At 34.4% G+C, this 26,117-nt stretch carries 29 protein-coding genes and 1 other annotated feature; of the genes, 14 read left to right on the plus strand and 15 right to left on the minus strand.

The window, feature by feature from the left end; genetic code table 11:
• Positions 1–84 precede the first annotated feature (84 nt).
• Both NKR20_RS14245 and NKR20_RS14250 read right to left on the minus strand, forming a co-directional pair.
• Positions 85–1,293 carry an ABC transporter permease gene (locus NKR20_RS14245; RefSeq protein ID WP_253427116.1) on the minus strand — a complete coding sequence of 403 codons (1,209 nt, stop codon included), beginning with the start codon at positions 1,291–1,293 and terminating at the stop codon, positions 85–87.
• Complete coding sequence (locus NKR20_RS14250) at positions 1,286–2,026, minus strand: ABC transporter ATP-binding protein (protein ID WP_121214671.1); 741 nt, start codon at positions 2,024–2,026, stop codon at positions 1,286–1,288. Before NKR20_RS14250 ends, NKR20_RS14245 begins: the two co-directional genes overlap by 8 nt.
• A gap of 108 nt (positions 2,027–2,134) precedes the next feature.
• Here NKR20_RS14250 and NKR20_RS14255 point away from each other — a divergent pair, with 108 nt between their 5' ends.
• The 6 genes from NKR20_RS14255 to NKR20_RS14280 all read left to right on the plus strand — a co-directional run bounded on the left by NKR20_RS14255 (position 2,135) and on the right by NKR20_RS14280 (position 5,569).
• The gene (locus tag NKR20_RS14255; RefSeq protein WP_121214670.1) at positions 2,135–2,560 is read left to right on the plus strand and encodes an HIT family protein; all 426 of its coding nucleotides are present in this window, start codon (positions 2,135–2,137) and stop codon (positions 2,558–2,560) included.
• Positions 2,561–2,771: 211 nt separating this feature from the next.
• Positions 2,772–3,305 (plus strand): tryptophan transporter, encoded by a 534-nt coding sequence (locus NKR20_RS14260; RefSeq protein ID WP_253427117.1) that lies wholly within the window; start codon positions 2,772–2,774, stop codon positions 3,303–3,305.
• A 165-nt stretch (positions 3,306–3,470) separates the two neighbouring features.
• A complete protein-coding gene (locus NKR20_RS14265) occupies positions 3,471–3,851 on the plus strand; it encodes a YtxH domain-containing protein (protein ID WP_253427118.1) in 381 nt (126 codons plus the stop codon).
• A gap of 184 nt (positions 3,852–4,035) precedes the next feature.
• A complete protein-coding gene (locus NKR20_RS14270; RefSeq protein ID WP_121214667.1) occupies positions 4,036–4,596 on the plus strand; it encodes an HTH-type transcriptional regulator Hpr in 561 nt (186 codons plus the stop codon).
• 172 nt (positions 4,597–4,768) lie between these two features.
• On the plus strand, positions 4,769–5,311 hold the full coding sequence (locus NKR20_RS14275) for a DUF3267 domain-containing protein (RefSeq protein WP_121214666.1): 543 nt from the start codon (positions 4,769–4,771) through the stop codon (positions 5,309–5,311).
• Between the two features lie 72 nt (positions 5,312–5,383).
• On the plus strand, positions 5,384–5,569 hold the full coding sequence (locus tag NKR20_RS14280) for a hypothetical protein (RefSeq protein WP_121214665.1): 186 nt from the start codon (positions 5,384–5,386) through the stop codon (positions 5,567–5,569).
• Between the two features lie 108 nt (positions 5,570–5,677).
• Here NKR20_RS14280 and NKR20_RS14285 read toward each other — a convergent pair whose 3' ends face one another.
• Entirely contained in the window at positions 5,678–5,776 is a 99-nt protein-coding gene (locus NKR20_RS14285; RefSeq protein ID WP_036200292.1) for a YjcZ family sporulation protein, read from the minus strand.
• A 140-nt stretch (positions 5,777–5,916) separates the two neighbouring features.
• Here NKR20_RS14285 and NKR20_RS14290 point away from each other — a divergent pair, with 140 nt between their 5' ends.
• Positions 5,917–6,807, plus strand: coding sequence for a peptidylprolyl isomerase (locus NKR20_RS14290; protein WP_253427119.1), 891 nt, complete (start codon positions 5,917–5,919; stop codon positions 6,805–6,807).
• Positions 6,808–6,865: 58 nt separating this feature from the next.
• On the opposite strand, the gene NKR20_RS14295 is transcribed toward NKR20_RS14290, so the two are convergent.
• The 4 genes from NKR20_RS14295 to NKR20_RS14310 all read right to left on the minus strand — a co-directional run bounded on the left by NKR20_RS14295 (position 6,866) and on the right by NKR20_RS14310 (position 11,011).
• Positions 6,866–7,198 carry a zinc ribbon domain-containing protein YjdM gene (locus tag NKR20_RS14295; RefSeq protein WP_253427120.1) on the minus strand — a complete coding sequence of 111 codons (333 nt, stop codon included), beginning with the start codon at positions 7,196–7,198 and terminating at the stop codon, positions 6,866–6,868.
• 130 nt (positions 7,199–7,328) lie between these two features.
• Positions 7,329–8,105, minus strand: a complete 777-nt coding sequence (locus NKR20_RS14300) for a formate/nitrite transporter family protein (protein WP_253427122.1) — start codon at positions 8,103–8,105, stop codon at positions 7,329–7,331.
• 117 nt (positions 8,106–8,222) lie between these two features.
• Entirely contained in the window at positions 8,223–9,161 is a 939-nt protein-coding gene (gene yhaM / locus NKR20_RS14305; RefSeq protein ID WP_253427124.1) for a 3'-5' exoribonuclease YhaM, read from the minus strand.
• A 422-nt stretch (positions 9,162–9,583) separates the two neighbouring features.
• Complete coding sequence (locus NKR20_RS14310) at positions 9,584–11,011, minus strand: DDE-type integrase/transposase/recombinase (protein WP_253428046.1); 1,428 nt, start codon at positions 11,009–11,011, stop codon at positions 9,584–9,586.
• Positions 11,012–11,177: 166 nt separating this feature from the next.
• Between NKR20_RS14310 and NKR20_RS14315 the strand changes: the two genes are divergently transcribed.
• Entirely contained in the window at positions 11,178–11,363 is a 186-nt protein-coding gene (locus tag NKR20_RS14315) for a YhzD family protein (protein ID WP_253427126.1), read from the plus strand.
• A gap of 709 nt (positions 11,364–12,072) precedes the next feature.
• Here the strand turns inward: NKR20_RS14315 and NKR20_RS19465 are convergent.
• Positions 12,073–12,198 carry a hypothetical protein gene (locus tag NKR20_RS19465; protein WP_301285936.1) on the minus strand — a complete coding sequence of 42 codons (126 nt, stop codon included), beginning with the start codon at positions 12,196–12,198 and terminating at the stop codon, positions 12,073–12,075.
• A gap of 51 nt (positions 12,199–12,249) precedes the next feature.
• Complete coding sequence (locus NKR20_RS14320) at positions 12,250–13,032, minus strand: enoyl-CoA hydratase (protein ID WP_253427128.1); 783 nt, start codon at positions 13,030–13,032, stop codon at positions 12,250–12,252.
• Between the two features lie 423 nt (positions 13,033–13,455).
• Positions 13,456–13,693: a binding site (T-box leader), on the plus strand.
• 148 nt (positions 13,694–13,841) lie between these two features.
• Here NKR20_RS14320 and serA point away from each other — a divergent pair.
• Together serA and NKR20_RS14330 are read left to right on the plus strand one after the other, a co-directional pair.
• On the plus strand, positions 13,842–15,461 hold the full coding sequence (gene serA, locus NKR20_RS14325) for a phosphoglycerate dehydrogenase (protein WP_253427130.1): 1,620 nt from the start codon (positions 13,842–13,844) through the stop codon (positions 15,459–15,461).
• Between the two features lie 173 nt (positions 15,462–15,634).
• Positions 15,635–16,324: a TraR/DksA C4-type zinc finger protein gene (locus tag NKR20_RS14330; RefSeq protein ID WP_366519743.1), complete on the plus strand. Its 690-nt coding sequence runs from the start codon at positions 15,635–15,637 to the stop codon at positions 16,322–16,324.
• Between the two features lie 289 nt (positions 16,325–16,613).
• Here NKR20_RS14330 and NKR20_RS14335 read toward each other — a convergent pair whose 3' ends face one another.
• Entirely contained in the window at positions 16,614–17,402 is a 789-nt protein-coding gene (locus NKR20_RS14335; RefSeq protein ID WP_253427132.1) for an HAD family hydrolase, read from the minus strand.
• Between the two features lie 191 nt (positions 17,403–17,593).
• On the opposite strand from NKR20_RS14335, the gene NKR20_RS14340 reads away from it, so the two are divergent.
• Entirely contained in the window at positions 17,594–18,208 is a 615-nt protein-coding gene (locus NKR20_RS14340) for a PH domain-containing protein (protein WP_121214656.1), read from the plus strand.
• 351 nt (positions 18,209–18,559) lie between these two features.
• Here NKR20_RS14340 and NKR20_RS14345 read toward each other — a convergent pair whose 3' ends face one another.
• The 3 genes from NKR20_RS14345 to NKR20_RS14355 form a co-directional block, all read right to left on the minus strand.
• Positions 18,560–19,783: an IS110 family RNA-guided transposase gene (locus NKR20_RS14345; protein WP_121216054.1), complete on the minus strand. Its 1,224-nt coding sequence runs from the start codon at positions 19,781–19,783 to the stop codon at positions 18,560–18,562.
• Between the two features lie 254 nt (positions 19,784–20,037).
• Positions 20,038–20,232 carry a DUF3006 family protein gene (locus NKR20_RS14350; protein WP_253427134.1) on the minus strand — a complete coding sequence of 65 codons (195 nt, stop codon included), beginning with the start codon at positions 20,230–20,232 and terminating at the stop codon, positions 20,038–20,040.
• A gap of 115 nt (positions 20,233–20,347) precedes the next feature.
• Positions 20,348–21,850 carry a coproporphyrinogen III oxidase gene (locus tag NKR20_RS14355; protein ID WP_253427136.1) on the minus strand — a complete coding sequence of 501 codons (1,503 nt, stop codon included), beginning with the start codon at positions 21,848–21,850 and terminating at the stop codon, positions 20,348–20,350.
• Positions 21,851–22,082: 232 nt separating this feature from the next.
• Between NKR20_RS14355 and NKR20_RS14360 the strand changes: the two genes are divergently transcribed.
• The gene (locus NKR20_RS14360) at positions 22,083–22,484 is read left to right on the plus strand and encodes a hypothetical protein (RefSeq protein WP_253427138.1); all 402 of its coding nucleotides are present in this window, start codon (positions 22,083–22,085) and stop codon (positions 22,482–22,484) included.
• Here NKR20_RS14360 and NKR20_RS14365 read toward each other — a convergent pair.
• On the minus strand, positions 22,481–22,825 hold the full coding sequence (locus NKR20_RS14365) for a YlbF/YmcA family competence regulator (protein WP_121214948.1): 345 nt from the start codon (positions 22,823–22,825) through the stop codon (positions 22,481–22,483). The genes NKR20_RS14360 and NKR20_RS14365 overlap by 4 nt on opposite strands.
• Before the next feature lie 22 nt (positions 22,826–22,847).
• On the minus strand, positions 22,848–23,993 hold the full coding sequence (locus NKR20_RS14370; RefSeq protein WP_253427140.1) for a DUF445 domain-containing protein: 1,146 nt from the start codon (positions 23,991–23,993) through the stop codon (positions 22,848–22,850).
• Between the two features lie 131 nt (positions 23,994–24,124).
• Here NKR20_RS14370 and NKR20_RS14375 point away from each other — a divergent pair, with 131 nt between their 5' ends.
• Together NKR20_RS14375 and NKR20_RS14380 are read left to right on the plus strand one after the other, a co-directional pair.
• A complete protein-coding gene (locus NKR20_RS14375) occupies positions 24,125–24,334 on the plus strand; it encodes a YheE family protein (RefSeq protein ID WP_253427142.1) in 210 nt (69 codons plus the stop codon).
• Positions 24,335–24,714: 380 nt separating this feature from the next.
• Positions 24,715–26,043, plus strand: coding sequence for a hemolysin family protein (locus NKR20_RS14380; protein WP_211330911.1), 1,329 nt, complete (start codon positions 24,715–24,717; stop codon positions 26,041–26,043).
• The last annotated feature ends 74 nt before the right edge of the window (positions 26,044–26,117 follow it).

A 26,117-nucleotide genomic window follows, 5' to 3' on the forward strand; every position in this document is an offset into this window, starting at 1 on the left:
CTTCAGAATCGTCTGCAAGGACAAAAAGCGTCCTTTTGTCGATTCTTCCAGTTGTTGTCGGAGCTGGGCGAGCGTTCTCCGCTTTTAATAAGAATAATCATGTTTTGAAGGATCTTTCGAGACTCTGAATGTAATTTCATTTAGGACTATTACAATAATCGCTGGTACGAAGAATAGTGGTTGTCCCACTGAACATAGTAATACGATGATTGCTTGAACGACCATAAATAGACGTAATACCTTTTGTACCGCTTCTTTTCTTTGTGATTCTTTAACAGGATACAGTCTGTCCATTCGGAAATCCTTTGATGATAGCAAGGCATATTTTAATTGTAATGTTGTTGCAAACGCCAATGCCCCAGCTACAATCCACGTTACGACAGGAATATTCACTACGAATGCAATAATTCCTGAAATCAAAGTTAAACGAACCCATAAGTAAAAATGGTCATCGGTACGGATAAACGTTCTATATACTAAATAGTTTTGTGTACTCTTTTTACCATATGGGACAATGCTATAGACAAAGTTTAACCAGCTACGTTGTTTGATAGATCCCTTTAAATGCGGGACATCTGTAAAGTAATTTGCAAAGCGATAAAAACCCATCATTCGATTTTGTTCTAACTTTACAAAATGCTCATAAGGAACCGGTTGTCTCAAAACTTTTTTCTTAAGAGCCATGTTATATACAATTAGTAAAACAACGAAGATGATTGCCATCGTATAATTCATTATCAGCGCAGTTTGAATTGTTATTATAGAAAGTAAAGCTCTTGTAATGCGGTCGATCACTATATTTTCTCCGCGATTTCCATAGCGGTAATTAAATTCAATTTGCACATTTAAAAACTTCAAAACAGCAATAAACAATACCCCAAGCCAAATTTGATTAGTTGATAATTCAGTAACAGCTTTTAATATTGGGATTGCCACGATATAAATGACTACAGCTAATCCTACTTGGGACCAAAACGTGTAATTTAATGCCTTCTTAAAATATAAAGCCATTTTAGATTCTAAAGGTAATAAATAAACTTGATCTGGTTCACGGAGCAAAGTTACCGGACGGCTTAATGCTAAAATAACTCCTACTATAATGGATACAATCCATTCTGCCGGAAACGTATCCGGAGCTACTTTTAACCACTCACTATATTGGTACCCCACTGCCCCAACAATGAATACTAAGACGATCGCCAAATGCCCAGTAAAAACAAAGCGCATATATTTTTGCACTTCATTTATATAATGGTTAAATCGCGTTGACCAAACTTCATTCAAACTATTCATGGTCTTGCTCCTTCGTCATTGCGATATATAGATCATCTAATGTTGCAGTTGGCATATTAAAGCTTTTTCGTAAATCATCCATTGTTCCTTGCGCACGAACTCGTCCTTCATGCAACAGAATAATGCGATCACAATGTTTTTCAGCAGTGGATAAAATGTGCGTAGACATTAAGATGGAAGCACCATCTTTTTTCTTTTCATCCATTTGATCAAGTAAAGACTGAATACCAAGTGGATCAAGTCCCACAAACGGCTCGTCAATAATATATAATTTTGGATTCACTAAAAACGCACACATAATCATTACTTTTTGACGCATCCCTTTTGAGAAGTGGGATGGAAACCAATTAAGGCGTTTTTCCATTCGAAATTCTTTTAATAATGCCTCAGAACGTGACTTTAATGTATGTTCATCTATCCCATACGCCATAGCCGTTAGCTCTAAATGTTCCTTTAAAGTTAATTCGTCATAGAGTACTGGTGTTTCTGGAATATAGGAAAAGGATGTACGGTACTGATCAATATCTTCACTTAGAGTGACACCATTTAAACGGATTTCTCCCTTTTGAGGTAAAAGAGTACCAATAATATGTTTAATGGTTGTACTTTTCCCCGCACCATTAAGACCAATTAAACCGACTAGCTCACCTTCACCAATTGAAAAATTCAGATCTTTAATTACGGGTTTTCTTGTATAACCACCTGTAACATCGCTTAGCTGTAACAATGTCATTTTTTAACTTCACTCCTATTCTTTCTACATTTTAGCAAAAATCGCGATTGGAATCAGTTGTCATATGTTAAAATAAATAGAAAACATATATTTGAAAGGATGCTAACAATGAACGATTGCATTTTTTGTAAAATTATTGATGGTACTATTCCAAGTGTGAAAATCTATGAAGATGAAAACGTCTATGCCTTTATGGATGTTGCACCATTAACAAAAGGACATACATTACTTGTACCAAAACAACACGTGAAAGACCTTTTTGAAATGCCTGAAGAAGTTGCAAAAAATTTATATGCAGTTGCTCCAAAAATTGCAAATGCAATTAAATCAGCATTTAATCCAGCTGGAATGAATACAATCAATAATAATGGTTCATTTGCAGGGCAAACTGTTTTCCATTATCACTTACACTTCATTCCACGCTACGATGAAACAGATGGATTAAAATTCAAATGGGAAACAAAACAAAACGAATTCACACCAGAAGTGTTGCAACAAGTTGCTTCACAAATTACAGATAGTTTAAATGCTTAAATAGATAACATAACGCAGCCACCTTCTTTGGTTGCGTTCTTTATATTTTAAGTACTCTAACAAACTATTAGAAAACTCATATCCCTTATATTCTATTGCGCCATATTGCAAATTATTAGTTTTGCCATTAATATTATATGTAAGTTTCGCTAACGGCAATGAGTGCACGTTAGGAGGCGATTAGCATAGAACTGTAGAGGAGAGTTAGCAAATGAATACGAAGAATCTTGTTTTAATGGCGCTTTTAGTCGGTGTAGGGGCAGCACTTTATTTAATTATCCCTGGTTATGGTGAAGGGATGAAACCAGACTTTATGCTTACGATGATGTTTATTGGAATTTTACTTTTCCCAACATTTAAAGAAACATTTTTATTAGCAATTACAACTGGTGTACTTTCTGGTTTATTCTCAACATTCCCAGGTGGTTTTGTGCCAAACATCATTGATAAACTTGTAACTGGAATAGTATTTTTTGTTATTGTTGTAGCTTTACGTCACTTATCTCAAAAAGTTGCGGTAGGTGCAGTGTTAGTAGGTTTAGGAACAATTCTTTCAGGATCTACTTTCTTAACAATGGCATTATTACTAGTAGGGTTACCTGGTGGTGCAGCGTTCAGTGCTTTATTTATTGCGGTAGTTTTACCAGCAGTTGCTCTTAATGCTGTAACATTTATTATCATCTACCCGATTATTACGAATCTATTAAAACGCTCTAAATTTAACACATCAGTATCACAAGCTTAAAATAAGGATAGACAAAGTCTCTATGGCTTTGTCTATCCTTATTTTTTTTGATTATATTTCTGTCATTACATTATATTTAATTTTGTCGATTCATGGTTTAATATGAATAACAATAGGAGAATCATAATAATAGTAACCATTTTTATTCATAAGGAGATGAACAGAATGCGAGCAAAAACATTTTTAATTGGCTTATCAACTGGCATTGTCGGAGGGATTGCGGCCGTTTTATTTACTACACCTCAAACAGGTGAGCAACTTCGTTCAAATATATTAGAAAATTCTAAAAAGGCAAAAGAAAATTTATTAGAGTTAAAAAAGCAAACCATTAATTTAAAAAACGCAACTTTCTCATTAAAAAATGAAGTCGAAAATAATATACCAAAAATAATTACTGACTTAAGGGATAGTGTCTCAAGTTTTAAGCAAGAAATTGAACCGGACGCAATGAAGTTAAAAGAAGAAATAGAAGGTTTACAGAAATCTATCACCGAAATCGAGAATAATTTATCAGAACTAAATAATAAGAAGTCTAATGAACAATAATTTTACTAGTCTATTTTACCTAAAAAACCGTAATTTTTATAGCGCTTTACCATTATTTTTTTCACATTTATAATATTTTTTAAGCACTTTTCAATTATTTAATTTTTCTAACTTTAAACTTTTTTCTTTTATTGCTATAATATTTTCATATTGTTAATGTTAAGGAAAGAAGAAGGTGATGGTGATGGCTTTGTCGGAAGAAAGTTACACGATGAAAGAAGCTATGCTCTATAGTCAAAGAATTGCACAATTATCCAAAGCACTTTGGAAAGCCGTAGAAAAAGATTGGCAACAGTGGATCAAACCTTATGACTTGAACATCAATGAGCATCATATTTTATGGATTGCCTACCATTTAAAAGGCGCATCAATCTCAGACGTAGCTAGATTCGGTGTTATGCATGTCTCTACAGCATTTAACTTCTCCAAAAAACTTGAGGAACGAGGATTTTTAAAGTTTTCTAAACGTGATGACGACAAACGAAACACGTATGTCGAACTTACGAAAGAAGGGGAAGAATTAATTTTGCTCATGTACGATCATTACTATGATACTGAGCATTCGATTCTTAATGGATCACTTGCATTAAAAGAACTTTATGGACGATTCCCTGAATTTCTAGACGTAATGGCAGTTATTCGAAATATTTACGGGGAAGATTTTATCCAAATTTTCGAGAAATCTTTTAATAACTTTAAAGAGACCCTTGTAGAACAAGATGATAAGCTCATTGTAAAAAGATAGTTTAATAGAATTGATTGAAAACTAATTTGAATGTTAACAATGGATTATGAGTGTAGAGATACACTCTTTTTCTTTTTTATTTTGAAAATTGCCCATTCTTCAAAACAAATGTAGCATTTTTATAATTTATCATTTAAACTATCTTCACTAAAGTTTTAAAGGGGTCTTAGTTGTGCATTGTTGGAAAACGATTAATTTGAAAAATGAATATGGCTCTACTTGGCTTACGATTGTATCCATCACAATATTCATCATTATCTTCTCCTTCACCTTTGTATTATTCGGCCAATTACACCCTTCATTTTACAAAGATGATTGGTTATGGATTTTCTTAATATGGGGTATTTTCCTTTACCCATTGCATAAGCTAACTCATTATTTTTCTTTATTTGGCTATCGAAAATCCGTTAAATTGCGAATTCGCAGGGATTTTTTAATTATTCCAGTACTTATTATGCGAATAAAAAAAGAGATCCCAAAAAATCGTTATATTTTTACTTTATTAGCACCTTTTATCTTTATTAACGGATTCGTTATTTCTCTTATTTTGTTATTCCCGCAATTCACTCATTTTTTATGTATCATACTATCGTATCATTGTAGTATTTGCTTAATAGACATATTATATGTAAAAGATTTAATTTCTGCTCCGAGGGACTCCGTAATAGAGGAAACACCTAAGGGCTATGAAATATTAGTACCTACTAAGTTTTGAGGTACTATTTACTTGTGTTTGATTAACATTTTTTGTTATTCTTATTGTTGTAAAGAGAGGGGAGGAATAGACTTGCTACTGTTAGTTGTAGTGCTATTCTCTGTATTTTATTTATTCCAAATAAATCGAATGACCTATGCACTTGTTACTCAAAAAGAAATTCCAGAAGAAAAACATGCAAAAATATTCCGCACAATAAATGTTTTAATCACAATTCTTTTAGTATCTTTCTATGTAGAAGTATCAGTTGCAATGTAGCTTAGAATCTGGGGGTATTCCAGATAGAGTAAAACTCAACGGTATAATATAGAAGAGCTAAAGGCATTACCTTTAGCTCTTCTTAGTCTTTTCATCTGTTTGTTTATATTAGTAGATATATGCTGCACCAACAATAATTAATAAGATGAACAGAACAACTAATAGCGCAAATCCATTTCCATATCCGCCACCGTAGCTATTACCCATCACGACACCCCCTTTCAAAATCTATATTATGCAGGTGCTACCCCTACATCTAGGCTGTTCAACCGAAACCATTTTGTTTTTCAAGCGTTTATGTTATAGTAACTATGGATTTTAATTGAAGTTAGGAGCGTAAATACCCAATGAAAAAAACTTTATTAGCAATAGCACTTTCTTCGTCAGTATTGCTAGCTGCATGTAACTCAGGAGATGAAGTTGTAGTGTCATCAACTTATGGTGATATTACAAAGGATCAATTCTATGATGAAATAAAAAATCTTGCAGGTAATGCACTATTAGAACAAGTAGTTATTGAGCAAATTTTAGAAAATAACTATGAAGTATCAGAGGATGAAGTAAAAGAGCAATTCGAATCTGTAAAATCACAATATGGTGATCAATTCGAAACTGTGCTAGCAGCAAACGGCTTATCAGAAGAAGCGTTTAAACAAAATATCCGTTTCTCTCTTCTACAAGAAAAAGCAACGAAAGATGTAGAAGTTACTGATGAAGAAATTAAAGCATATTATGATCAAGCGAAATACGAATTAAATGCGCGCCATATTTTAGTTGCAGATGAAGAAACAGCTCGTTCTGTTTATGAAAAACTAAAAGCTGGTGGCGACTTCGCAAAATTAGCTAAAGAATATTCAACTGATGGAACTGCTGAAAAAGGTGGAGACCTTGGTTGGTTTACTGTAGGTGCAATGGTACAAGAATTCAATGATGCAGCATACGCTCTTGAATTAAATGAAATCAGCGAACCAGTACAAACTGAGTTTGGTTACCATATCATCCAAGTAACGGACAAACGTGAAGTGAAAGATTACGGTACTTTAGAAGAGAAAAAAGACGAAATCAAAGAAACAATTGCTTCTACTAAAGGTGATTGGAATGCAAAAGTCGCTGAATTAATTAAAGATGCAAAAATCAAAATTAAAGATGAAGACTTAAAAGATGCATTAAAAAACTACCTTGATTCTGAAGAAGACTTAAAAGAAGCAAAAACTGACGATAAAAAAGAAGACAAATAATTTCACAAAAAAAGTGCTGTCTAGAAAGAAATCCTTTCTAAACAGCACTTTTTTCATATTAAATCTTTTTAACAAACTCAGATTTTAATTTCATTGCCCCAAAACCATCAATTTTACAATCTATATTGTGGTCACCTTCAACTAATCGGATATTTTTCACTTTTGTTCCGATTTTTAATGTAGATGAGCTGCCTTTTACTTTTAGGTCTTTAATGACAGACACAGTATCTCCATCTGCTAATAGGTTGCCATTTGCATCCCTTACTACTAATCCCTCTTCTTCATGTTGATCATTTTCTGACCACTCATGGGCACATTCAGGACAAATTAAAAGCTCTCCATCCTGGTACGTATATTCTGAATTACATTTTGGACAATTTGGTAAATTCACTCGTAATCTCCTCCATTTTCCATCATTAGGGCATGTCCTAGTATAGTAAACCTTATATTACTTTTCAATCATTTTCACCGATTCCACCATTTAAGTCAATTAAACACAGGAAACATGGCATTATGAATCATTACGAGTTAACTCTTCTATCCTCTTGACCATACCAAAAAGCTGCTCCTATCACTAACGCACCACCAATAATATTCCCTATGGATACTGGAATAAGATTTGCAAAAAATCCACCTATTGTTACAAGCTCACCATGTGGAATCATTAATGCAATGGATAACAAAGTCATATTCGCTACACTATGTTCAAAGCCTGATGTAATAAATGGAAAAATACAACAGAATATCATTCCGAGTTTTGCCGACTCATTTTTTAAGCGAAAAGAACACCAAACCGCTAAACAAACTAAAGTATTACAAAGAATCCCTCTAAACAGAAGTTCCATAAATGGAGCGTTCATTTTGGCGGCTGCTAATTTATCTACGTATGTTGCGATATTTCCTTCATGTAGACCTGTCATATAATACATAAATGCACATAGCACGGATCCAATTAGATTCCCAATAAAACTAGCAATCCAAATTGTCCATGTATTTGTCCAAGTCGTTCGCTTTTCTAACGTACTGATAGTCATGATAAGATGATTTCCTGTAAATAAATCCGCTCCACCCATTACGACAAAACTTAAGGCAACTCCAAAGGAAATCCCTTGAATAATCCGTATGTAAGGACTTCCTGCTGGATCTAATAAACCGCCAATCGTAATGAGTAATATAATTCCAAATCCTACAAAAATGCCACCTAACATCGTTAGCATTAAATAGCTTAATTTACTTTTATTTAACGTATTAACCTTTGCTAATCCGGCATTTACAATCGAATCAATCGTATCTCGCAAACTCGATCACTTCTCTTCTTTACTAGTCTTTTATAATTTCGATTATACCTACTAGACTTGGTAAATAATAGATTTTATATAAAATAAAGACACCCATAAATTGGGTGCCCTTTACAATTATTCAAAAGTTGGTTTATAGAACGAACGGTTATCAAGTGCGAAGATTCTCTCTGTATATTCTCCAGGTTTTGTTTTCGACAATGCTCTCGTTAGCATATTCATTTTCGCGTCAATATTGTCAATGTAATGAAGGATTTCAGCTTCTTGAATCATCGGTTTTTTCGGGCTACCCCATTCTTCTTTCCCGTGATGAGAAAGTACGATATGTTTTAAAACCATAACTTCTTCCCCATCAATCCCTAATTCCTTCGCTGCTTGACCAATTTCATCTACCATTATCGTAATATGCCCTAAAAGATTTCCTTCGACTGTATAAGACGTTGCGATTGGTCCTGTTAATTCCTTTACTTTCCCAATATCATGTAAAATAACGCCTGCATAAACTAAGTCACGGTTTAGTGTTGGATAAAGATCACAGATGGATTTGCCTAATCGAAGCATCGATACAACATGATCTAATAATCCTGAAGCATAATCATGATGATTTTTTGACGCAGCTGGGAAAACAGTTAATTCAGCTTGATACTTCTTCATTAAAAATCTAGTAATTCGAGAGATATTTGGATTTTTAATTTCAAAGAAAAACTGAGTTAACTCCTCATATAGTTGTTCTTTCGGTGTTGTTGAAGATGGTAGTAAATCATTTATTTGAATTCCCTCATCTGGGCGAGCAATGCGAATTTGCTTAATTCGTAATTGATTCTTTCCACGATAATCATGAATCTCACCGCCAATATGAACAATCACTTCTGGGCGATACATATTTTCATGCTCTTCGTTTGTATCCCAAAGTTTCGCTTCAATATCCCCACTCTTATCTTGTAAGATGAGTGTCATGAAAGGTTTTCCTACTGTTGTAACTCCTTTTATAGCTTGTTTGATTAATAAATATTGACTAACTGGTTCCCCCGCTTGGAGTTGTGTGATTCCTTTCAAATTGAAAACACTCCTTTGTATCATATTGCATTATCTTTATATAAACGATAATTTCATTGTACCACGGGAGTTACTATTTAACGATAAATCACAGTGCACTTTTTATGATAATTTGCTATTAATCTCTTATAATTGTATTATCTTTCTACATGGTAGTGTCAAAACTTCTATGAAAAATTGAAAAACACAAGGTATTGGGCGATAAGTACTCTCCGAACGAGGGGACAATCGCTCTTGACAAACATTCCGAAAAGGTTGCGCCCATATTTTTGAGGGCGAAGGGGAAAAAGTAGGCACACCAAATAACCCTCGCCAAATACCAATTTTAACCTTTTCTCCATTCGGTTTGTCAAGAGTTCGCTACGCCGATTGTCATTCGTATGTAGTTATTTGAGGACTCTGCTAAAAAAAGTAGGCTGCGGTTATTTCGTTAACTCCAATTGGGCCAGTTCAATCAGTTTTGTCCAACGTGCTGGCATATGTGGCATCTGGTCCAACTCTGGAATCATGACCGGCACACGCTTTTCCAGCTTTGCATGCGGTCGAAGGAAATTAAAATAGGCCACAAACATCGTCACAAACGATACCGAGCCAGCTTCGGAACCAAAGCCTGTTGTCGCACGGTAATGCCCTTTAAATGTCCGGTTTAGACGTTCGATAATTTGTTTCAACCAACGATATTCGGCTGACACTGGATCTTCGTTCGTTAAGCCTATCACTTGTGTCACATCAAACCAAATGTCATGTTGTGCGAAAAAGTGTTGTGCTAATAAGTAAATGGGGTTGCCATCCACGATTAAATTCAGGTTTTCGGGAATCTCCTTGAACTTTTGTAAAACATCATCGATTGCTTTAATGGCAGACAATGTATCGCGATTAGGCGAAACACGGTAAGAGAGAATAACTTTTTTCGCCGCATCAAAGAAAAAGAATAAGTAATGCCATTTCCCATTAACCCGAATATACGTTTCGTCGCCACAAAATTGATCGGACAGTTCATAAGGATAACCATCAACGAAGGGCTTCATCAAGATGGAGACACTGTTCACGTAATTTAATATCGTTTGATGTGAAATGGAAACATTATGTATGTCTTGCATAATCGCTGCTGTTTTCCGTGCTGAAATACCGTAATTCACATGGTATGTCAAAATCAATCCAAGTGTATGGGATGACGTATGAATCCGTGATAAATCTACACGTGGTTTTACTGGTGATGCTGGAGATAAAGGTTGATAATCAAACAAAAATTCACGATAAATATAACGCACTTTAAACGCCTGTGGATCTTGTTTAAATCGGGTCTTTTCTTCCTTACTCATTCGACCTATATTGGATAAATAATAGGAACACTGATTACTTTTACACTTCCAAATGTGAAAATCTTTTCGCTCTTTAATTTTCTCTAAGGTCTTCATACAGTGGGGGCAACGAAGAATAGCCTCTTTCTGATAGCGACTTTTTTGATTAAATAAGCAATCACATACCTTACATTGATATTGTCCTTTTGCACCATTATTCGCATACAAATACGAGGAAGGTGCACCACACTTAGGACAACAGAGGTTTTCAGGTACTTTTGATTTGGACTTGGCGTGTCGTCTTACAGGCTTTAATTCTTTGCCATGTTCATGGAAGTAGGCGATTAGTAAATCCTGAAAGGATGCTTTTTCAGGTTGATACAGAATGGGTAACTTATCAACTTGTAACTTGCGGTATTCTTTATTAATTGGCTGTTCAGGACGCACACTTCCAACAGCCTTACCAAATATTATCACCATTAATATTTTAATTATTTTTTCTTGGTACTTGATAAATTCAATTAAATACGCTAATAATTGAGGGTACAAACTTGTCACTTCCTTTTTGGGTAGTTTTGTGTGTGGTAACCTCAACTAACACCAAAATCCAGGGGGTGGCAAGTTTTTTTGCGTAAAAGACTATAAAACCAACGATTATTAGCGATTTATATATATAAGTTTTGACAATACGTTCTACATCAAGGGGGTTGTTGAAATGAGGAATTATCGTTTTACAGCTTTTGAAAAAACAGGGGAAGTTTTATTCGATGAAGTATGGAGTTTTAATGACGATGAAACAGCTAAAGTAGTGGGACAAAAGCAAATTGAAGAAAAAGGTGTTGCGGATAAAACGCATCGACTTGTTGATTCTTCTGGCAAATTAATCTTATTCCATGTTTAAATTTGGGAGACCGGGCATATTTGTCTGGTCTTTTTTGTGTTGAGATGAGTATTTTTTTGTGAATACGCTTTTTCAGTGATTTCTTTTGGATTTTGTACTCATCGGCATTATGAATACTGTTTCGTTCGATTTTCTTACCGATATTCGTTTTCATCGGCTTTATGAATACCGTTTTGTTCGAAGTCCTTACCGATTTCCGTCTTCATTAGCTTCATGAATACCGTTTTGTATTAATTTCTCATTAATTTTCGTCTTCATCGGCTTCATGAATACCGTTTTGTTCGAATTCCTTACCGATCTTCGTATTCATTGGCTTCATGAATACCGTTTTGTATTAATTTCTCATCAATTTTCGTCTTCATCGGCTCTATGAATACCGTTTTGTTCAAATTTCTCACTGATTTTCGTATTCATTGGTTTCATGAATACCGTTTTGTTCTATTTTTTCATCAAATTTTGTCTTCAGCGGCTTTATGAATACCGTTTTGTTCGAATTCCTTACCGATTTTCGTATTCATTGGCTTCATGAATACCGTTTTGTTCGATTTTCTCATCAATTTTCGTCTTCATCGTCTCTATGAATACCGTTTCGTTCGATTTTCTCACCGATTTTCGTCTTCATTGGCTTCATGAATACCGTTTTGTTCGAATTCCTTACCGATTTTCGTATTCATTAGCTTCATGAATACCGTTTTGTATTAATTTCTCATCAAATTTCGTCTTCATCGGCTTCATGAATACCGTTTTGTTCGATTTTCTCATCAATTTTTGTCTTCATCGGCTTTATAAAAACTATTTTCTTCAAATGACACTCTATATCTGTCTTCATCATCATCTCAAAATCCATAAAAAAAAGGTGGCATGCACCCACCACCTTCGACTACCACTATTTGCCTTTAAATTGTTGAGTACGTTTTTCAATAAATGCTTTAATTCCCTCTAGATGGTCTTCTGTTTTTCTCATTCGTTTTTGAGCCTCAGCTTCTAACTTCAACACATTTTGAAGTTCTGAAATCTTTTGCGAATGTAAAATCGCTTTTGTTTCTAATACAGCTAAAATTGGGGATGATAAAAACTTCCCAACTAGTTGATCAACCATGGCTTCCACTTCATTTTCTTCCGCAATATAATCGATTAATCCCGCTTCAAGAGCTTCTGATGGTTCCATAATGGAGCCTTGCCAAATCATTTGCTTAGCCTTTGGAACACCGACTCTTTCTTTCATAAAGAAATGTCCCCCACCATCTGGAACCAATCCGACACCGATAAAATTCATCGCCAATTTACTTTTTTCTTCTGCCACAATGACATCACAGCCAAGAGCGATACTAAAGCCCAATCCCGCAGCTGCTCCATGAATCTGGGCAATCGTAACCATTGAAAGTTGATAAAATGCCAACATCATACGACTTAAATAGCCCATGACAATTTCAAAATCTACTGGATCCGCTGATGTTAACATCATTTTTATATCGCCACCAGCTGAGAAAACTTTTCCTTCCCCTTTGATAACTAAAATTTGAACTTCAGGATTGTCCTTTAAAAACTCAAAACAATCCGCCAATTCTTGCATCATCAGTAAATTTAAAGTATTTGCTGATTCTGGTCTGTTTAAAGTTAAAGTTGCACGACGATCTGCAATTTCTACTTTAATTGTCTCATATGCCATCTATTCCACCCCTATCAATGAATGAGTATTCATTTATACTATTCAATAATTCCCATCATTTCACCTTTATTTTCTTATATCTTTCCCTACTATAAATGACACTATCAAAAGCAATTTCAAAATTTCTAATAATTCGCTTTATTCAAGTAAATCGTCAAATGATAAAAATATTATTTCTCATACATAATTAGTTTAAAATCGCAATAATATTCTGATTTTATAAGCTTTTTTCTTACTTTAAGAACCGTTTTTATCAAAAGAATCCACAATGAAAAAACCGAACATTAACTAAAATATATAAATAAAACGTTCGGTATTTCATGTCGAATTTAAGCGTTTTCATAGCTATAATTAATTTTTTTCTTAAATTCTGTTGACAAAACTGAACGATAAGGATTATGATGTTATCAATTAAATCAACGAAAAAATATTATGACGGAGACATGCTTTATCTCTAGAATCTTAAGAGAGCTGATGGTTGGTGAAAATCAGCGTTTCTACGATAATAGTTCCACTCCTGAATAGATTGGCTGAAATATTAGTATGCCAATCCGTGTTATGCACGTTACGCATACTTTCGAGGTTGTACGAAAAAGACGTTTTCTACAACGAAAAAGGGTGGTACCGCGTAAGATTGATAATAATGCCTTTCGCCCCTTACACAATGTAGGGAGGTGGAAGGCTTTTATATTCTATTTGCAAAAGGAGATTCTATTCACAGTCTCTTAAACAAATAAAAATCACTTATCAATTGGTCCACAAAAATAAATGAAATCAAAATATTCATAAAATAAGGAGAGTTTTTTATCATGGTAACAAAATTAGAAACTGCTACAAATGTAATTAACGTATTTATTGCTGACCCACTAAGCGAAGATGGTATTTTCCCATTACGTCAAGAAACAGAATTAAATTTAAACGTTATTGTTGATACTGGTTTAACTCCTGAACAATTAATCGCAAAAATTGAAGATGTAGATGTATTACTAGTTCGTAGCCAAACTAAAGTAACTCGTGAAATCATCCAAGCTGCAAAAAATTTAAAATTAATCGGACGCGCTGGTGTTGGTGTTGATAACATCGACTTAAATGCTGCAACTGAACACGGTATTATTGTAGTAAATGCTCCAGACGGTAACACAAACTCTGCTGCAGAACATACAATTGCCATGATGACTTCTCTTGCTCGTCATATTCCACAAGCTTATAACGCTTTAAAAAATGGTGTGTGGGATCGTAAAACTTATGTAGGTGTTGAACTTAAAAATAAAACTTTAGGTGTTGTTGGTTTCGGTCGTATCGGTGCTGAAGTTGCTTACCGCGCGAAAGGTCAACGTATGGAAGTAATGGCATATGACCCATTCTTAACTGAAGAACGTGCAAAAGAACTTGGCGTAACAAAAGCAACTGTTGAAGAAATTTGTGAAGCTGCTGACTTTATCACAGTTCATACTCCACTTTTACCAGAAACACGTAACCTATTTAACAAAGAAAAATTCGCAATTATGAAACCAGGCGTACGTATTATCAACTGTGCTCGTGGTGGAATCATTAACGAAGATGATTTATATGATGCAATCGTTGAAGGTAAAGTTGCAGGTGCAGCACTTGACGTATTCGTGGAAGAGCCAGCTACTGATAACAAATTATTAACATTACCACAAGTAATTGCAACTCCACACTTAGGTGCATCTACTATTGAAGCACAAGAATCTGTTGCAGTTGACGTTTCAAACGATATTATTAAATTCTATAAAACAGGTACTGTTACAAACCCAGTTAACATGCCATCTATTCCAAAAGAATTACTTGCACAAGTTGAGCCATTCTTTGATTTAGCTGAAAAACTAGGTGCATTCTTATCACAAGTTACAACTGAACCAGTTAAAGAAATCAACCTTTCTTATGCAGGTGAAGTTGCAAACTATGATGTTCGTCCATTAACTTCTAATGCTTTAAAAGGTTTATTAAAGAAAAACCATGGTGAACATGTAAATGACGTTAACGCTCGTTACTTATCTGAACGTATTGGTGTTAAAATCAATGAACATAAAACAACTACTGCAAAAGGCTTCACTAACTTAATTACTGTTGAAATTAAAACAGAAAATGAAGTACACACAGTTGCAGGTACTTTACTAAACGGTTTAGGTGCTCGTATCGTAAAAGTTGAAGGTTATGTAGTTGACGTTGTTCCACAAGGTCACTTACTATACATCAAAAACACTGACAAACCTGGTGCAATCGGCCGTGTAGCAACAAAACTTGCTGAAAAAGAAATCAACATCGCAACAATGCAAGTTGGTCGTGACCAAGTTGGTGGTACTGCAGTAATGATGCTTACAGTTGATAACGAAGTAACAGCTGAAGATTTAGCTTACGTTTCACAACTTGAAAACATCGATGAAGTAAAAGCTATTAACCTATAATTAAACAATTGGGCTGTGCTAATTTGCACAGCCTTTTTCTATACTTTGCTCATGTGGTGATCACATCAATATGTCATCATCTTCCTCACAATTAATGCGTCTCAAAATTACTTCTCATTTTTTAATTTATAATAACTTCCTTCAATTCGTTCATACTACTTTTAAGAAAGGGTGTGATCAACATTTTAACTGAACAACAAAAATCAAATTTAAAGAAGATGCTCCTGGTACAAAAAGAGTCACTAGTTCGAGATTCTGATTATAACGATGAATATTTAGAGCGCGGCAGTTTGCGTGATTCTGTCGATGAATTATCCACGGTTGATAATCATCCAGGCGATTTAGGAACAGAACTTTATGAACGTGAAAAAGATATGGCATTGAAAGTACATGATGAAGATGAACTAGCAAAAGTAAATGCCGCATTAGAAAGAATAGAAAACGGTACATATGGAGTTTGTGAAGTATGTCATGAAGATATTCCATATGAACGATTAGAAGCAATTCCTTATACATCTTTTTGTATTGAACATACCGATGCAAAAGATATTCCAAAAGGTCGTCCTGTTGAGGAACAAGTTATACTCCCGGCAGTAGATAATTCATTCTCAGGTCGGGACGATAAAGACGACATCCACGATTATGAAGATACATTCCAACTCGTAGCAAGATACGGTACGTCCGAAACGCCTTCTGACTTCGAAGGGGATCTTGATGACTTCGGGGATTTATACGATGATAATGAAGAAGTTGCAACAAATGATGAATTTGAGTCTTTCCATGTTTCTGAGAAAGATATGTTAACGCAACAAGTATCGCGAAGACAAGTTGAACATGCTCGGAAATTTGATTATTTAGAGTAAAGAAAAAGTGTTTGAGACAAAAGTGGTTTTTCAAATTTATTTAGAAATATTAGTGATAAAAATTTGCTGTTTAGAAAAGTTGATTGGAATGGAGCGTGGTAGACTCCTGCAGGAATAGCATGAGCCGAAAATCCATTTTTGCCGGCCATGTCGGCAAAAATTAGTTGAGGCCATGCCCGCGGAAAGCGTCCACACGGAATGGAAATCAACGTCCTTCATATCAAAAGACCACCATTTTTCTAAAGTGAAAAATGGTGGTTTTTTAGTTTTGTCTCATGCTCTTTTTTAATTATAACTGTTTCAGTAACTCTTTAAATTCCGTTAATGATTTTACTTCATATGTTGGTGTTACTTGTGATTCATTTTTGTTACCTTCTCGGTTAATCCACACGTTTTTCATGCCGATACGAGATGAACCTAAAATATCTGTATTTAAGTTGTCCCCTACCATAATTCCTTCTTCTGCAGTAATGCCTGCTTTCTCCATCATAAATTCAAACAAACTTGCATCTGGCTTCCCTTTACCAAAGTCCCCAGAGATAATAATATGATCAAAATATGGTGGGATTTCAGGTGTAATTTCTAATTTTAGATTTTGTAAACTTGGTGCACCATTTGTAAGTAATACTAATTTGTATTGACCTTTTAATTCATCAAGCACTTTATATGTGTCTTCATAAACGAATGGTGATTTTTTACGTTCTTCAACAAAACGCTCGCCTAATTCCGCACCAAATTGCACATCTTCAATACCAAGAGCTTTTAATCCATTTATCCAAGCATCTTTACGATATGTCGGTACAATTTCCTTCATTTTTTGGAAGGAATCAGTTGGATCATCAAATGTTCCCCAAAGTCCTTCAAATGGGTTAATCCCAATTAATACAGTATAATCGTATGTTTCATATCCTTCATAAAGTTTACGAGCTTCAACGCGTACTGCTTCTTCTAACTTTTCAGGGTCCACGTCATACTTTGTTGCTGCATATTCACATGTTTTTTCAAAAGCTGTTTTAATACTTTTTTTGTCCCATAATAATGTATCATCTAAATCGAAAATAATAGTATTAATTGACATATTTAATCTCCTATGTATTAGAATTAAAGCTATCTTTATTTTAACATATTTTCGAAAACTTAAGGGTGCCACTCTGAAAGTTTTAAAACTATTCTGGCATATTGTTGTATTCACATGAATTAAGGTTTATTGTTAAGCATATGTTACACTTATGAGGGACGACCATACATTCGAAGGAGAGGAACTTGCAAATGTTAAAGAAGTTTGCTTCAGATGCACTTGGCCTATCAGATATTGGAAAAGTTATAGATCCGCTTGATTATGATAAAACAGAGGCAGATGATTATGTTTTACATGAAAAAGGAGAGAGAATTTACTTTCTAATCAAAACAAAAGCGGATGAATATTGCTTTACAAATTTAGCACTCATCCATGTTGACGGAGATTCTGCTGTTAGTAAAAAGCGTACTTTGAAACGTTATGATTATAAATATAACCGTATTCGCCATGTATCCCTTGAAACAGCTGGGACAATTGATCTTGACGTGGAAATTAAATTTACAATTGGCGAAACTGCATTAAGCATCGATATCAATAAAAATTATGAGGACAAAATTCGCGATTTATATAAAAGCTTAATTACAATTGAGAAAACAATGAGGGAAAATGATAAGTATCGAAACTACATGTTAGAGAGTCTTGATTATGCTACAAGAACTTTATCTTCCTCAGGACATGGTCATACTTCACCTGCCGATTCGTTTAGAGCCATTACAGAATTTACAAACCAATGGCTAAAAGAGCATTCAAATGCCTATACAAAAGAAGACTTTAGTGATGTCTTTGAACTATTTTTAAAAAATTAATTTTAAGGAGGTGTCCAAAAAGTAATAATTTTTTGGACACCTCTTTTCTTTCTTGATAAATATCTCTTATGAATTATTGTTCCTGCGGTGGTTGTCACCATCCTCGTCGCAATTTATCTGTGACGAAAGCGGTAGCGTCAGTTACAAAGGAGCTGTCTCAAAATGACTTTTCAGACAACTCCTTTCTTACGATTAGTCAAGTATATTTAAGTTATTTCTTTTATTTTAATGAATTAGTTTTAGAAGGGAGGGGTACCCCTCCCTTCTAAAACTAATTTTTTCATGCCGAAAAAACCTAACGATTTTTATTTTTTTCGAAAGGTCTATATGATATAGTTGTATTACGTTTTATTACGATTTCTGAGCTGGTAGTGCGGACTCATAATCGTATAGGATTCCTCGTGTTAATAACTGAAAGGTCACTTTCAAAAATTTATTAACACAAGCTATCATCGCAACCTTATGAGGCTTTCTCTGAGGTTGCTTTTTTAATTTATAATAGTAATCCGCAAAATGATTGGGTTTTTCTTTTAACATAAGCATCCCTTGTATCATGAAATATAAAATTTTTCGCAAATGTTTATTCCCACGCTTATTGATTCGGTCCCGATATTGTGTGTTGCCAGATTGATAACGCATAATATCAATTCCTGCGTATGCATTTAATTGTTTCGCATTTTTAAAACGGCGAATATCACCGATTTCACCTATCAGACGACAAGCGGTTGAATCGCCCACACCAGGAATAGAACGTAATACAAGATATTCTTGACGTTCTTTTGATAACGTCTTCATCTGTTGGACAAGCGCTTCTTTTTTATCTTTCAATTCTGCAATCCGTATGGCGTAATCCTTTACTTGATCACATCGAACATCTGTCGGTTTAATGGCTGGATAACTATTTTGCGCTGCTTCGATTAGCTCAATTGCTTTTTTCTCTGCACGAGTAAGTGAAAGGTTCTTTTTTGTATTTGCCTTTAAATGATTTTTAATTACTGTTTTTGAATGGGCTAATACAAGTGCTGGATGTGGATACAGCTGCACGATATTTAAGAATAAAGCAGAACTTGGTGTAATGAGTTTTTCAAGCTCTGGGAAGCTCATATGCAAAATCGCATGCATCCGACTTTTAAGTAAAATTATTTCTTCATCCACTTCATCGTAATAACGTGTGAGAGCTCGCATCTGTTCATAATAATCCTCTTGAACGTATGTCGTTTCACGCTCCATTTTAAAGTGTGTTTTCGCTAATTCGTGTGCATCACTTACATCCGTCTTATGACGTCGCATTTTTGCCATTTGTAGGTTCGCTTCAAGCGGGTTCATCCGACTATATGTATAACCATGATTTTTTAAAAATGCTTCTACCGATTTCGAATAGACACCAGTTGCTTCAAAGACAATTTCAGGTGCTTGTCCATCAAACTTCGTTATTTCTTCAATACGATTATGTAATCGTTCAAAATCAACTCGGGTATGATTTAGTTCACCTTCATATTCACATTGTCGATATTGATTATACATAACTACCGAACTTTTCCCTTTACTCACATCTAACGCAATGACATGATTCATCATTCTATTCTCCTTTTTAGCCAATCATAGAAGTCCTCACATTGCCTTATCGATTCCACTTTCTTATACACGATCTCTTGGACCCAACATACTAAACTGATTCATATAAGGATGTGAAGTTAGCCGGTTTTTTTTACGGACTCTCATACGGTCCCTGGAGCTGTTCGACTTTCCTTCACTTCTACTATAAAAAAATAGTAGCACAAACCATGGCCTTGGTTTGTACTACTAATGTTAGTATGTTTTTTATTCAATCAGTTCATTTCTGAAGCTACTAAATGAATTTCATATTCTTCCCCCGTATCATGAATTTGTACAATATCGCCTTCTTTTATAGGTGTAAGGATTTCAGAGCGATGAATTAAAAGTTGATCTGTTTCTTCAGGGCGCTTTAGAAAAATAGCATAATCCAGTTCAAATCGATCTAACGTATATAAATTGGGCTCCATTAATAAAAACTCCTTTCAAACGGATTACCTGCATTAATCTGTATTTAATATAACCATTTCTCTTTATTGCATCCGAAATGGAAAAAGCCGCTACATCTATGCAGCGACTTTTTAATCAATTATATAACTCATTTAACATCTTTATTTTTTTCTCAATTGCTTCTTCAAAGGTCATAATATATGCAGCTGGATCTTTTGGGTTGTGGAATTGTGTAATCTTCCCTGTTTCTGGGTTTACAAATTTCGTTGAAGCGCCACACCCAATTCCTAGAATCGTTTGTACTTCTTCCATGATGACAATATTATAGATACTTTCTTCACCCGGTTTACAGTATCCCACGTTTTCTAAGTTTCCTAATATATTTTTTTGACGGTATAAATAATAAGGTACATAGCCATTTTCGCGAGTCCAACTACTTGCCATATCCATCATTTTCGTAACCGTTTCACGATCCGCCACTTTATACTTGTCCTTATTATGAGTCATTTCTGACGCACGTTTAAATGACAATGTATGAACTGTTAAGGATTCCGGTTGCATTTTTGCCGATTCATCCAAGGAATGTTGGAACTCTTCTATCCCTTCGTTCGGTAGACCAATAATTAAATCCATATTAATATTGTTCATACCGGAATTTCGAGAAAGCCAAAACTTATCGATTGTTTCCTGTACAGTGTGATGACGACCGATTGCTTTTAAAGTCTCATCTGTATAACTTTGAGGATTTACTGAAATGCGATCAATTCCCCATTTCTTAAGAACAGCAATTTTCTCTGGTGTTATCGTATCAGGTCGGCCTGCTTCTACTGTAATTTCTCGGATGTTTTCAGGATTTGGGAAGGATTCAAACATCGTTTTATATAAAGCGTCCATTTCCTCTGCTTCAATCGATGTCGGAGTACCCCCACCCCAATAAACAGATGTAATGTTTATATTATTGTCTTTCAACCATTTACCCATTGCGCGGATTTCAATGTGTAATCCGTCAATAAAGGATTCTACTCTACCAGACTTTCGGTTACTTTGGATGGCATAGGCTGGGAAAGTACAGTATGCACATTTTGTTGGACAAAACGGTACCCCTATGTAGACTGAAATCTCTTTACCTAGTTCATCTAAGTCTGGGATAGTCACTAATTGGCGTTCAACAATTTCTCGCATAAGGGCTATTTTCGAATCAGATATACGGAAGTCTTGTTTTAAAACTTCATAAATCTGTTCATCAGAAAACCCTTGTTTACGATACTTATGATATAGCTTAGTTGGTCGCACCCCTGTTAAGATTCCCCAAGTTTGTGTCATTCCTGTATATTGCTCAAGAACATCTAACATAACATGGGAAAGTGCTCGTTTCATTCGAATTGCCTGTTCTTTTTCCGTTCCAACTGAGTCATATTGAATTGAATAGTTACTGCTATATGATTGACCATCTGCAAGCATTTCACATGAAGTATTGATTGTATTAGTTTCATCTATTAAATGTTGAAAACGAAAAGATAGTTCAGCATCTGGAGCAGATACTACTATTTTCGAATCTTCAAAAAATAAATTTGCTATATGATTTAACACACGATTCCAATCTTCTTTAAATTCTTCATTTACTTCGATTATTTTCATCGTAGACTCACTTTCCTCTTTATTTCAATCATTTTATTATAAAGCATTTTAATATCGAAACAATAGTAAATCACTACCACAGAAAACAACTATTCACACTTAGTACTATGGTAATAGTAAATACTGTAATTAAAGCAATACAAATTTACTATAAGTTCTAGATATATTGAATCAACTCATATATAATATATAATTATTAAATTTTCAAAAAGTTAATAGAGGGGGTAACTACATGGTACTTTTCAAAAAAATCCCATACAAAAAATTAGAAAGTGTTAGCTTCACATCAATCCTTCAACAGCTAAGCATCGATTTTCACTCAATTCCTGAAGCTAAGTGTGATGAAAGGACACTGTATATAACGATTTCTCTCTCCTATTATAGTAAAAAGTCAATTTGTGACCTCATTTTCTTACTGGATAGACCAACTCTTGCTGGAGCAATTTCTCTAAATGAACATTATGATCCGATTCGAAGATTTTTTATGGAACATTTCGACTATACCCTTTGTTATGAAGACGAAATACTCATTGCAAATACCTTTATGAAAACCAATCGTTTCAAAGAGATCTATACGAATTACACTTCAAATATAAAAAGACCACACGAGAGTATCGTGCGGTCTACTTATTAAAGTCCGTCGTATAACGATTGAATTGGTTTAACTAAAATACGGTTAACTTCTTCAATAATTTTACTTAGAGCCATTTCAGCTTCTAACATAGCAATTATTTTTGGACTACCTTGAGCCAATTGTGCAGCTTTTTGTGCATACACTAACTCATCTTCTTGCAATTCCTCACCGTTCATTTGTTTTTGTTGCAATTTCATTTGGATATCACGGAAATTCGTAAAAAGTTTTGTCGCTTCTTCGTCAGCGCGAACTGCTTCAACAGCTTCCTTTAATGCAATAAACTCCGGAGTTTGACGTAGCGTTGCTTCTAACTTATTAATGTCATTGTAAATGTTAATCAAAAGGTTTACCCACTCTCATTTATTAATTTATTAAAAAAACAATCAACCCTTGAACAATTCCAATTACTCCACCTAAAACAGCACCAAGTATTGTAATCATTTGAAGTTCGCGGTTCGCAATACCAATAACAATCTCTTCTAATTTTTGCAATGGGAAAGAATTGACTTGCTCTCGAACAACTTCTTCTAGATTTAGACGAATTAACATTTGTTCTAGTTGTTTTTCTGCCTCAGCAAACCCTTTATCAACTAATTTAGGCAGCAACTCATTATTTGCATAGTCAATACCAGTCGGCCAATAATGATTAATTGTTTGATTTAGTCTACTTTCAATTGCAAGTTCTCTCTTAGCGTATGATTGTATGTTTGATAATATCGGTTCGAAATCAATATCTTTAAGAAAATTCATCGCAGGTTGTTGTTTAATTTTATCCCATTCATTAGAGAAAATGCTAATTAAAAGAATTTTTGTACCAGGAGCGTTAATGAATTTCACAAGTTCTCTCTGAAGTTTTGTTACTAGGGATGTTGAATCACCCAAGAACATTTGGACCATCCCACCAAATGACCCTTTTGAAACTAAAAAATCATCCATCATATTTTTAATGGTTGTTTCACCTTGGGGAGATAAAAAATATTCTTCCCCTCTTCGAAGTAAATAGTAAACAGCCTCTGGGATTTTCTTTTCAATTGCTTGATGTATTTCTTCAGGTAGAAGTTCATTAATTGTTTTTGAAGATAAAGTATTCTTTACATTTAAAAATTGGTTTTCTATTACTGTATCGATTTTAGTTTCAATTGTATTAGGCAAATGTCCAAATCCTGCAATTTGTAACCATTGTAATATCGTTTTATCATCAGTAAAAACAGTGCTTTGAACCTTTTTTTGTGCAAAATCCAACACAGAATTTCGCATTTCTTCAGTAAAGAGCTTTTTTTGAAAGACTTCCGGTGTTAATAAATATTTATTTACCGTTACCCCTATTTGTGTTGCAAGTTCTTCTCTTCTTTTTGGTACAAGTCCAGGTGTAAAGGGTAAACGCCAGTTTTTAATGTAGATTGCATTATGTGGTCGGAACAGCATTTTGATTGCTAAATAGTTTGTAAATCCACCAATAGCAGCTCCAACCAGTGCCATAATTATTATCGTGACTAGTGCATTTTCCATAAATAACCTCTCCGTCATTTAAACTTGTGTTTATTATATCAAAGTGTTGGAACTTAAAGATAATAATAGCCTTTCATACCTATTTTTAGTACGATTAACTAAAGCTATAGGTTTCAAAGGGGGATTTATGGATGATACAACATTTTCACTTCAAATCATTATTTGAAAATAGTCAGTTACCTGGATGGGTGATTACGTTTTACTACAAACAACAATATTATAAAGCAGAATATAATAAGGATGGGTCGATAAAATGGATTGGTATAAAACCATCCGAAGAAGAGTTAGTACCAGTTGAAAAAATGATTCATGAATTAATGCTCTTTCATGTTTATGATTAATAAATAGAATATCAGGGAATTTTTCCAAGGTAATATGTACTCTTTGATTAAAAATATTTTTTTAGTGAACAATAATAACTAAAAACAATTACTAACACTGTAGTAGTGCTACGGCTCAATTTCAATTTTTAAGCAGTGACAGTAATAGTACTTAACAGCTCTTTTTCCTATTAATTTATAGATACTAATATTCTCAAATATTCTAAATTTTCTCTTTTAAAATTTGTTTTCACAATTTGTATTTTTTCATAAAATATTTTATCATTGTATTATTACATTATTTTTATTTCACGGGAGGTGTACTCTTTGATCGCCCCCCTCATTTGGGCTTGCGACAAAGAACGTATTTGGACGTAGACATAGTAGAGTTAACCATTAAGTTGGCAGCATTTTTCTTGTTAATTGCTGCTACGGCATTTTTCGTTGCAACTGAGTTTGCAATCGTAAAGGTGAGATCAACACGAATTGATCAATTAGTTGCTGAAGGCAATAAAAAAGCAATAAAGGCTAAAAAAGTTATTTCAGATTTAGACGAATACCTATCTGCCTGTCAATTAGGGATTACAATTACAGCCCTTGGTTTAGGTTGGCTAGGTGAACCTACATTTGATATGATGTTACATCCTTTATTTGAAATGTGGAATTTTGATGCAAGAATTTCTTCACTTCTTTCTTTTGCTATTGCATTCTTACTTGTAACATATATACACGTTGTCGTAGGAGAATTAACACCAAAAACGTTTGCCATCGAAAAATCAGAAGAGCTTACTTTAAAACTTTCGGGGCCTTTAATTCTTTTCCATAACGTCATGTATCCGTTTATCAAACTTTTAAATGGATCTGCACGTGGTTTATCTGGATTATTTGGATATAAAATGGCTTCTGAATCTGAAGTTGCTCACTCTGAAGAAGAACTTCGTTTAATTTTAGCGGACAGTTATAAAGGTGGAGAAATTAACCACTCAGAATACGAATATGTAAACAGTATTTTCGAATTCTCTGACCGCACTGCGAAGGAAATTATGGTTCCTCGAACTGAGATTGTTAGTATCGAAAAAGATTTAACAGTTAAAGACGTGTTCGAAGTTATGGGTGTCGAACAATATACACGTTACCCTGTTATTGATGGAGACAAAGACCACGTAATAGGTTTAATTAACTTAAAGCATCTTTTAACTGCTTATATCCAAAATCCTGCAAACGGTAACAAACCCGTTGTAGACTATATGCAACCAATTATTCGAGTGTTTGAAACCGTGCCAATTAGTGATTTATTACTTAAGATTCAACAAGAACGAATTCACATGGCTATTCTAATGGACGAATACGGTGGTACATCAGGATTAGTTACAATAGAAGATATTATTGAAGAAATTGTCGGCGATATTCAAGACGAATTTGACGAAGACGAAATACCGGAAGTTCAAGAAATAAGCAACGGTCACTATATACTAGATGCAAAATTGTTAGTAGAAGAAGTAAACGATATGCTCGGTATTGAAATTACTGACGAAGACGTTGATACAATCGGTGGCTGGTTCTTAACGCAACGCTTCGATGCTGTCGAAGGTGATAGCTATGACTTCCAAGGATATGAATTTAAAATTAAAGAATCAGATGGTCACCATATCCTTTATCTTGAAGTAACCAAACTACCTGAAGAAGAAAAAACGTCAGAAGAAGACACTGAAGGTAACGAACAGAATTAAACATACTTAATACAAACGACTTTCCATTATATGGGGAGTCGTTTTATCATGGGTTAAAGTTTTGCTTGGAGGAA

The sequence above is a fragment of the Ureibacillus endophyticus genome (genome assembly GCF_024159215.1).
GTDB classification, from domain to species: domain Bacteria; phylum Bacillota; class Bacilli; order Bacillales_A; family Planococcaceae; genus Ureibacillus; species Ureibacillus endophyticus.

Coding starts and splice junctions, on each gene's coding strand:
- NKR20_RS14375 (WP_253427142.1), top strand. CDS start 24,125: ATGATACAACATTTTCACTTCAAATCATTATTTGAAAATAGTCAGTTA.
- NKR20_RS14340 (WP_121214656.1), top strand. CDS start 17,594: ATGTTAAAGAAGTTTGCTTCAGATGCACTTGGCCTATCAGATATTGGA.
- NKR20_RS14270 (WP_121214667.1), top strand. CDS start 4,036: ATGGCTTTGTCGGAAGAAAGTTACACGATGAAAGAAGCTATGCTCTAT.
- NKR20_RS14335 (WP_253427132.1), bottom strand. CDS start 17,402: ATGTCAATTAATACTATTATTTTCGATTTAGATGATACATTATTATGG.
- NKR20_RS14345 (WP_121216054.1), bottom strand. CDS start 19,783: ATGAATCATGTCATTGCGTTAGATGTGAGTAAAGGGAAAAGTTCGGTA.
- NKR20_RS14350 (WP_253427134.1), bottom strand. CDS start 20,232: ATGGAGCCCAATTTATATACGTTAGATCGATTTGAACTGGATTATGCT.
- NKR20_RS14320 (WP_253427128.1), bottom strand. CDS start 13,032: ATGGCATATGAGACAATTAAAGTAGAAATTGCAGATCGTCGTGCAACT.
- NKR20_RS14355 (WP_253427136.1), bottom strand. CDS start 21,850: ATGAAAATAATCGAAGTAAATGAAGAATTTAAAGAAGATTGGAATCGT.
- NKR20_RS14255 (WP_121214670.1), top strand. CDS start 2,135: ATGAACGATTGCATTTTTTGTAAAATTATTGATGGTACTATTCCAAGT.
- NKR20_RS14290 (WP_253427119.1), top strand. CDS start 5,917: ATGAAAAAAACTTTATTAGCAATAGCACTTTCTTCGTCAGTATTGCTA.
- NKR20_RS14265 (WP_253427118.1), top strand. CDS start 3,471: ATGCGAGCAAAAACATTTTTAATTGGCTTATCAACTGGCATTGTCGGA.
- NKR20_RS14285 (WP_036200292.1), bottom strand. CDS start 5,776: ATGGGTAATAGCTACGGTGGCGGATATGGAAATGGATTTGCGCTATTA.
- NKR20_RS14370 (WP_253427140.1), bottom strand. CDS start 23,993: ATGGAAAATGCACTAGTCACGATAATAATTATGGCACTGGTTGGAGCT.
- NKR20_RS14260 (WP_253427117.1), top strand. CDS start 2,772: ATGAATACGAAGAATCTTGTTTTAATGGCGCTTTTAGTCGGTGTAGGG.
- NKR20_RS14360 (WP_253427138.1), top strand. CDS start 22,083: ATGGTACTTTTCAAAAAAATCCCATACAAAAAATTAGAAAGTGTTAGC.
- NKR20_RS14250 (WP_121214671.1), bottom strand. CDS start 2,026: ATGACATTGTTACAGCTAAGCGATGTTACAGGTGGTTATACAAGAAAA.
- serA (WP_253427130.1), top strand. CDS start 13,842: ATGGTAACAAAATTAGAAACTGCTACAAATGTAATTAACGTATTTATT.
- NKR20_RS19465 (WP_301285936.1), bottom strand. CDS start 12,198: ATGATGATGAAGACAGATATAGAGTGTCATTTGAAGAAAATAGTTTTT.
- NKR20_RS14315 (WP_253427126.1), top strand. CDS start 11,178: ATGAGGAATTATCGTTTTACAGCTTTTGAAAAAACAGGGGAAGTTTTA.
- NKR20_RS14245 (WP_253427116.1), bottom strand. CDS start 1,293: ATGAATAGTTTGAATGAAGTTTGGTCAACGCGATTTAACCATTATATA.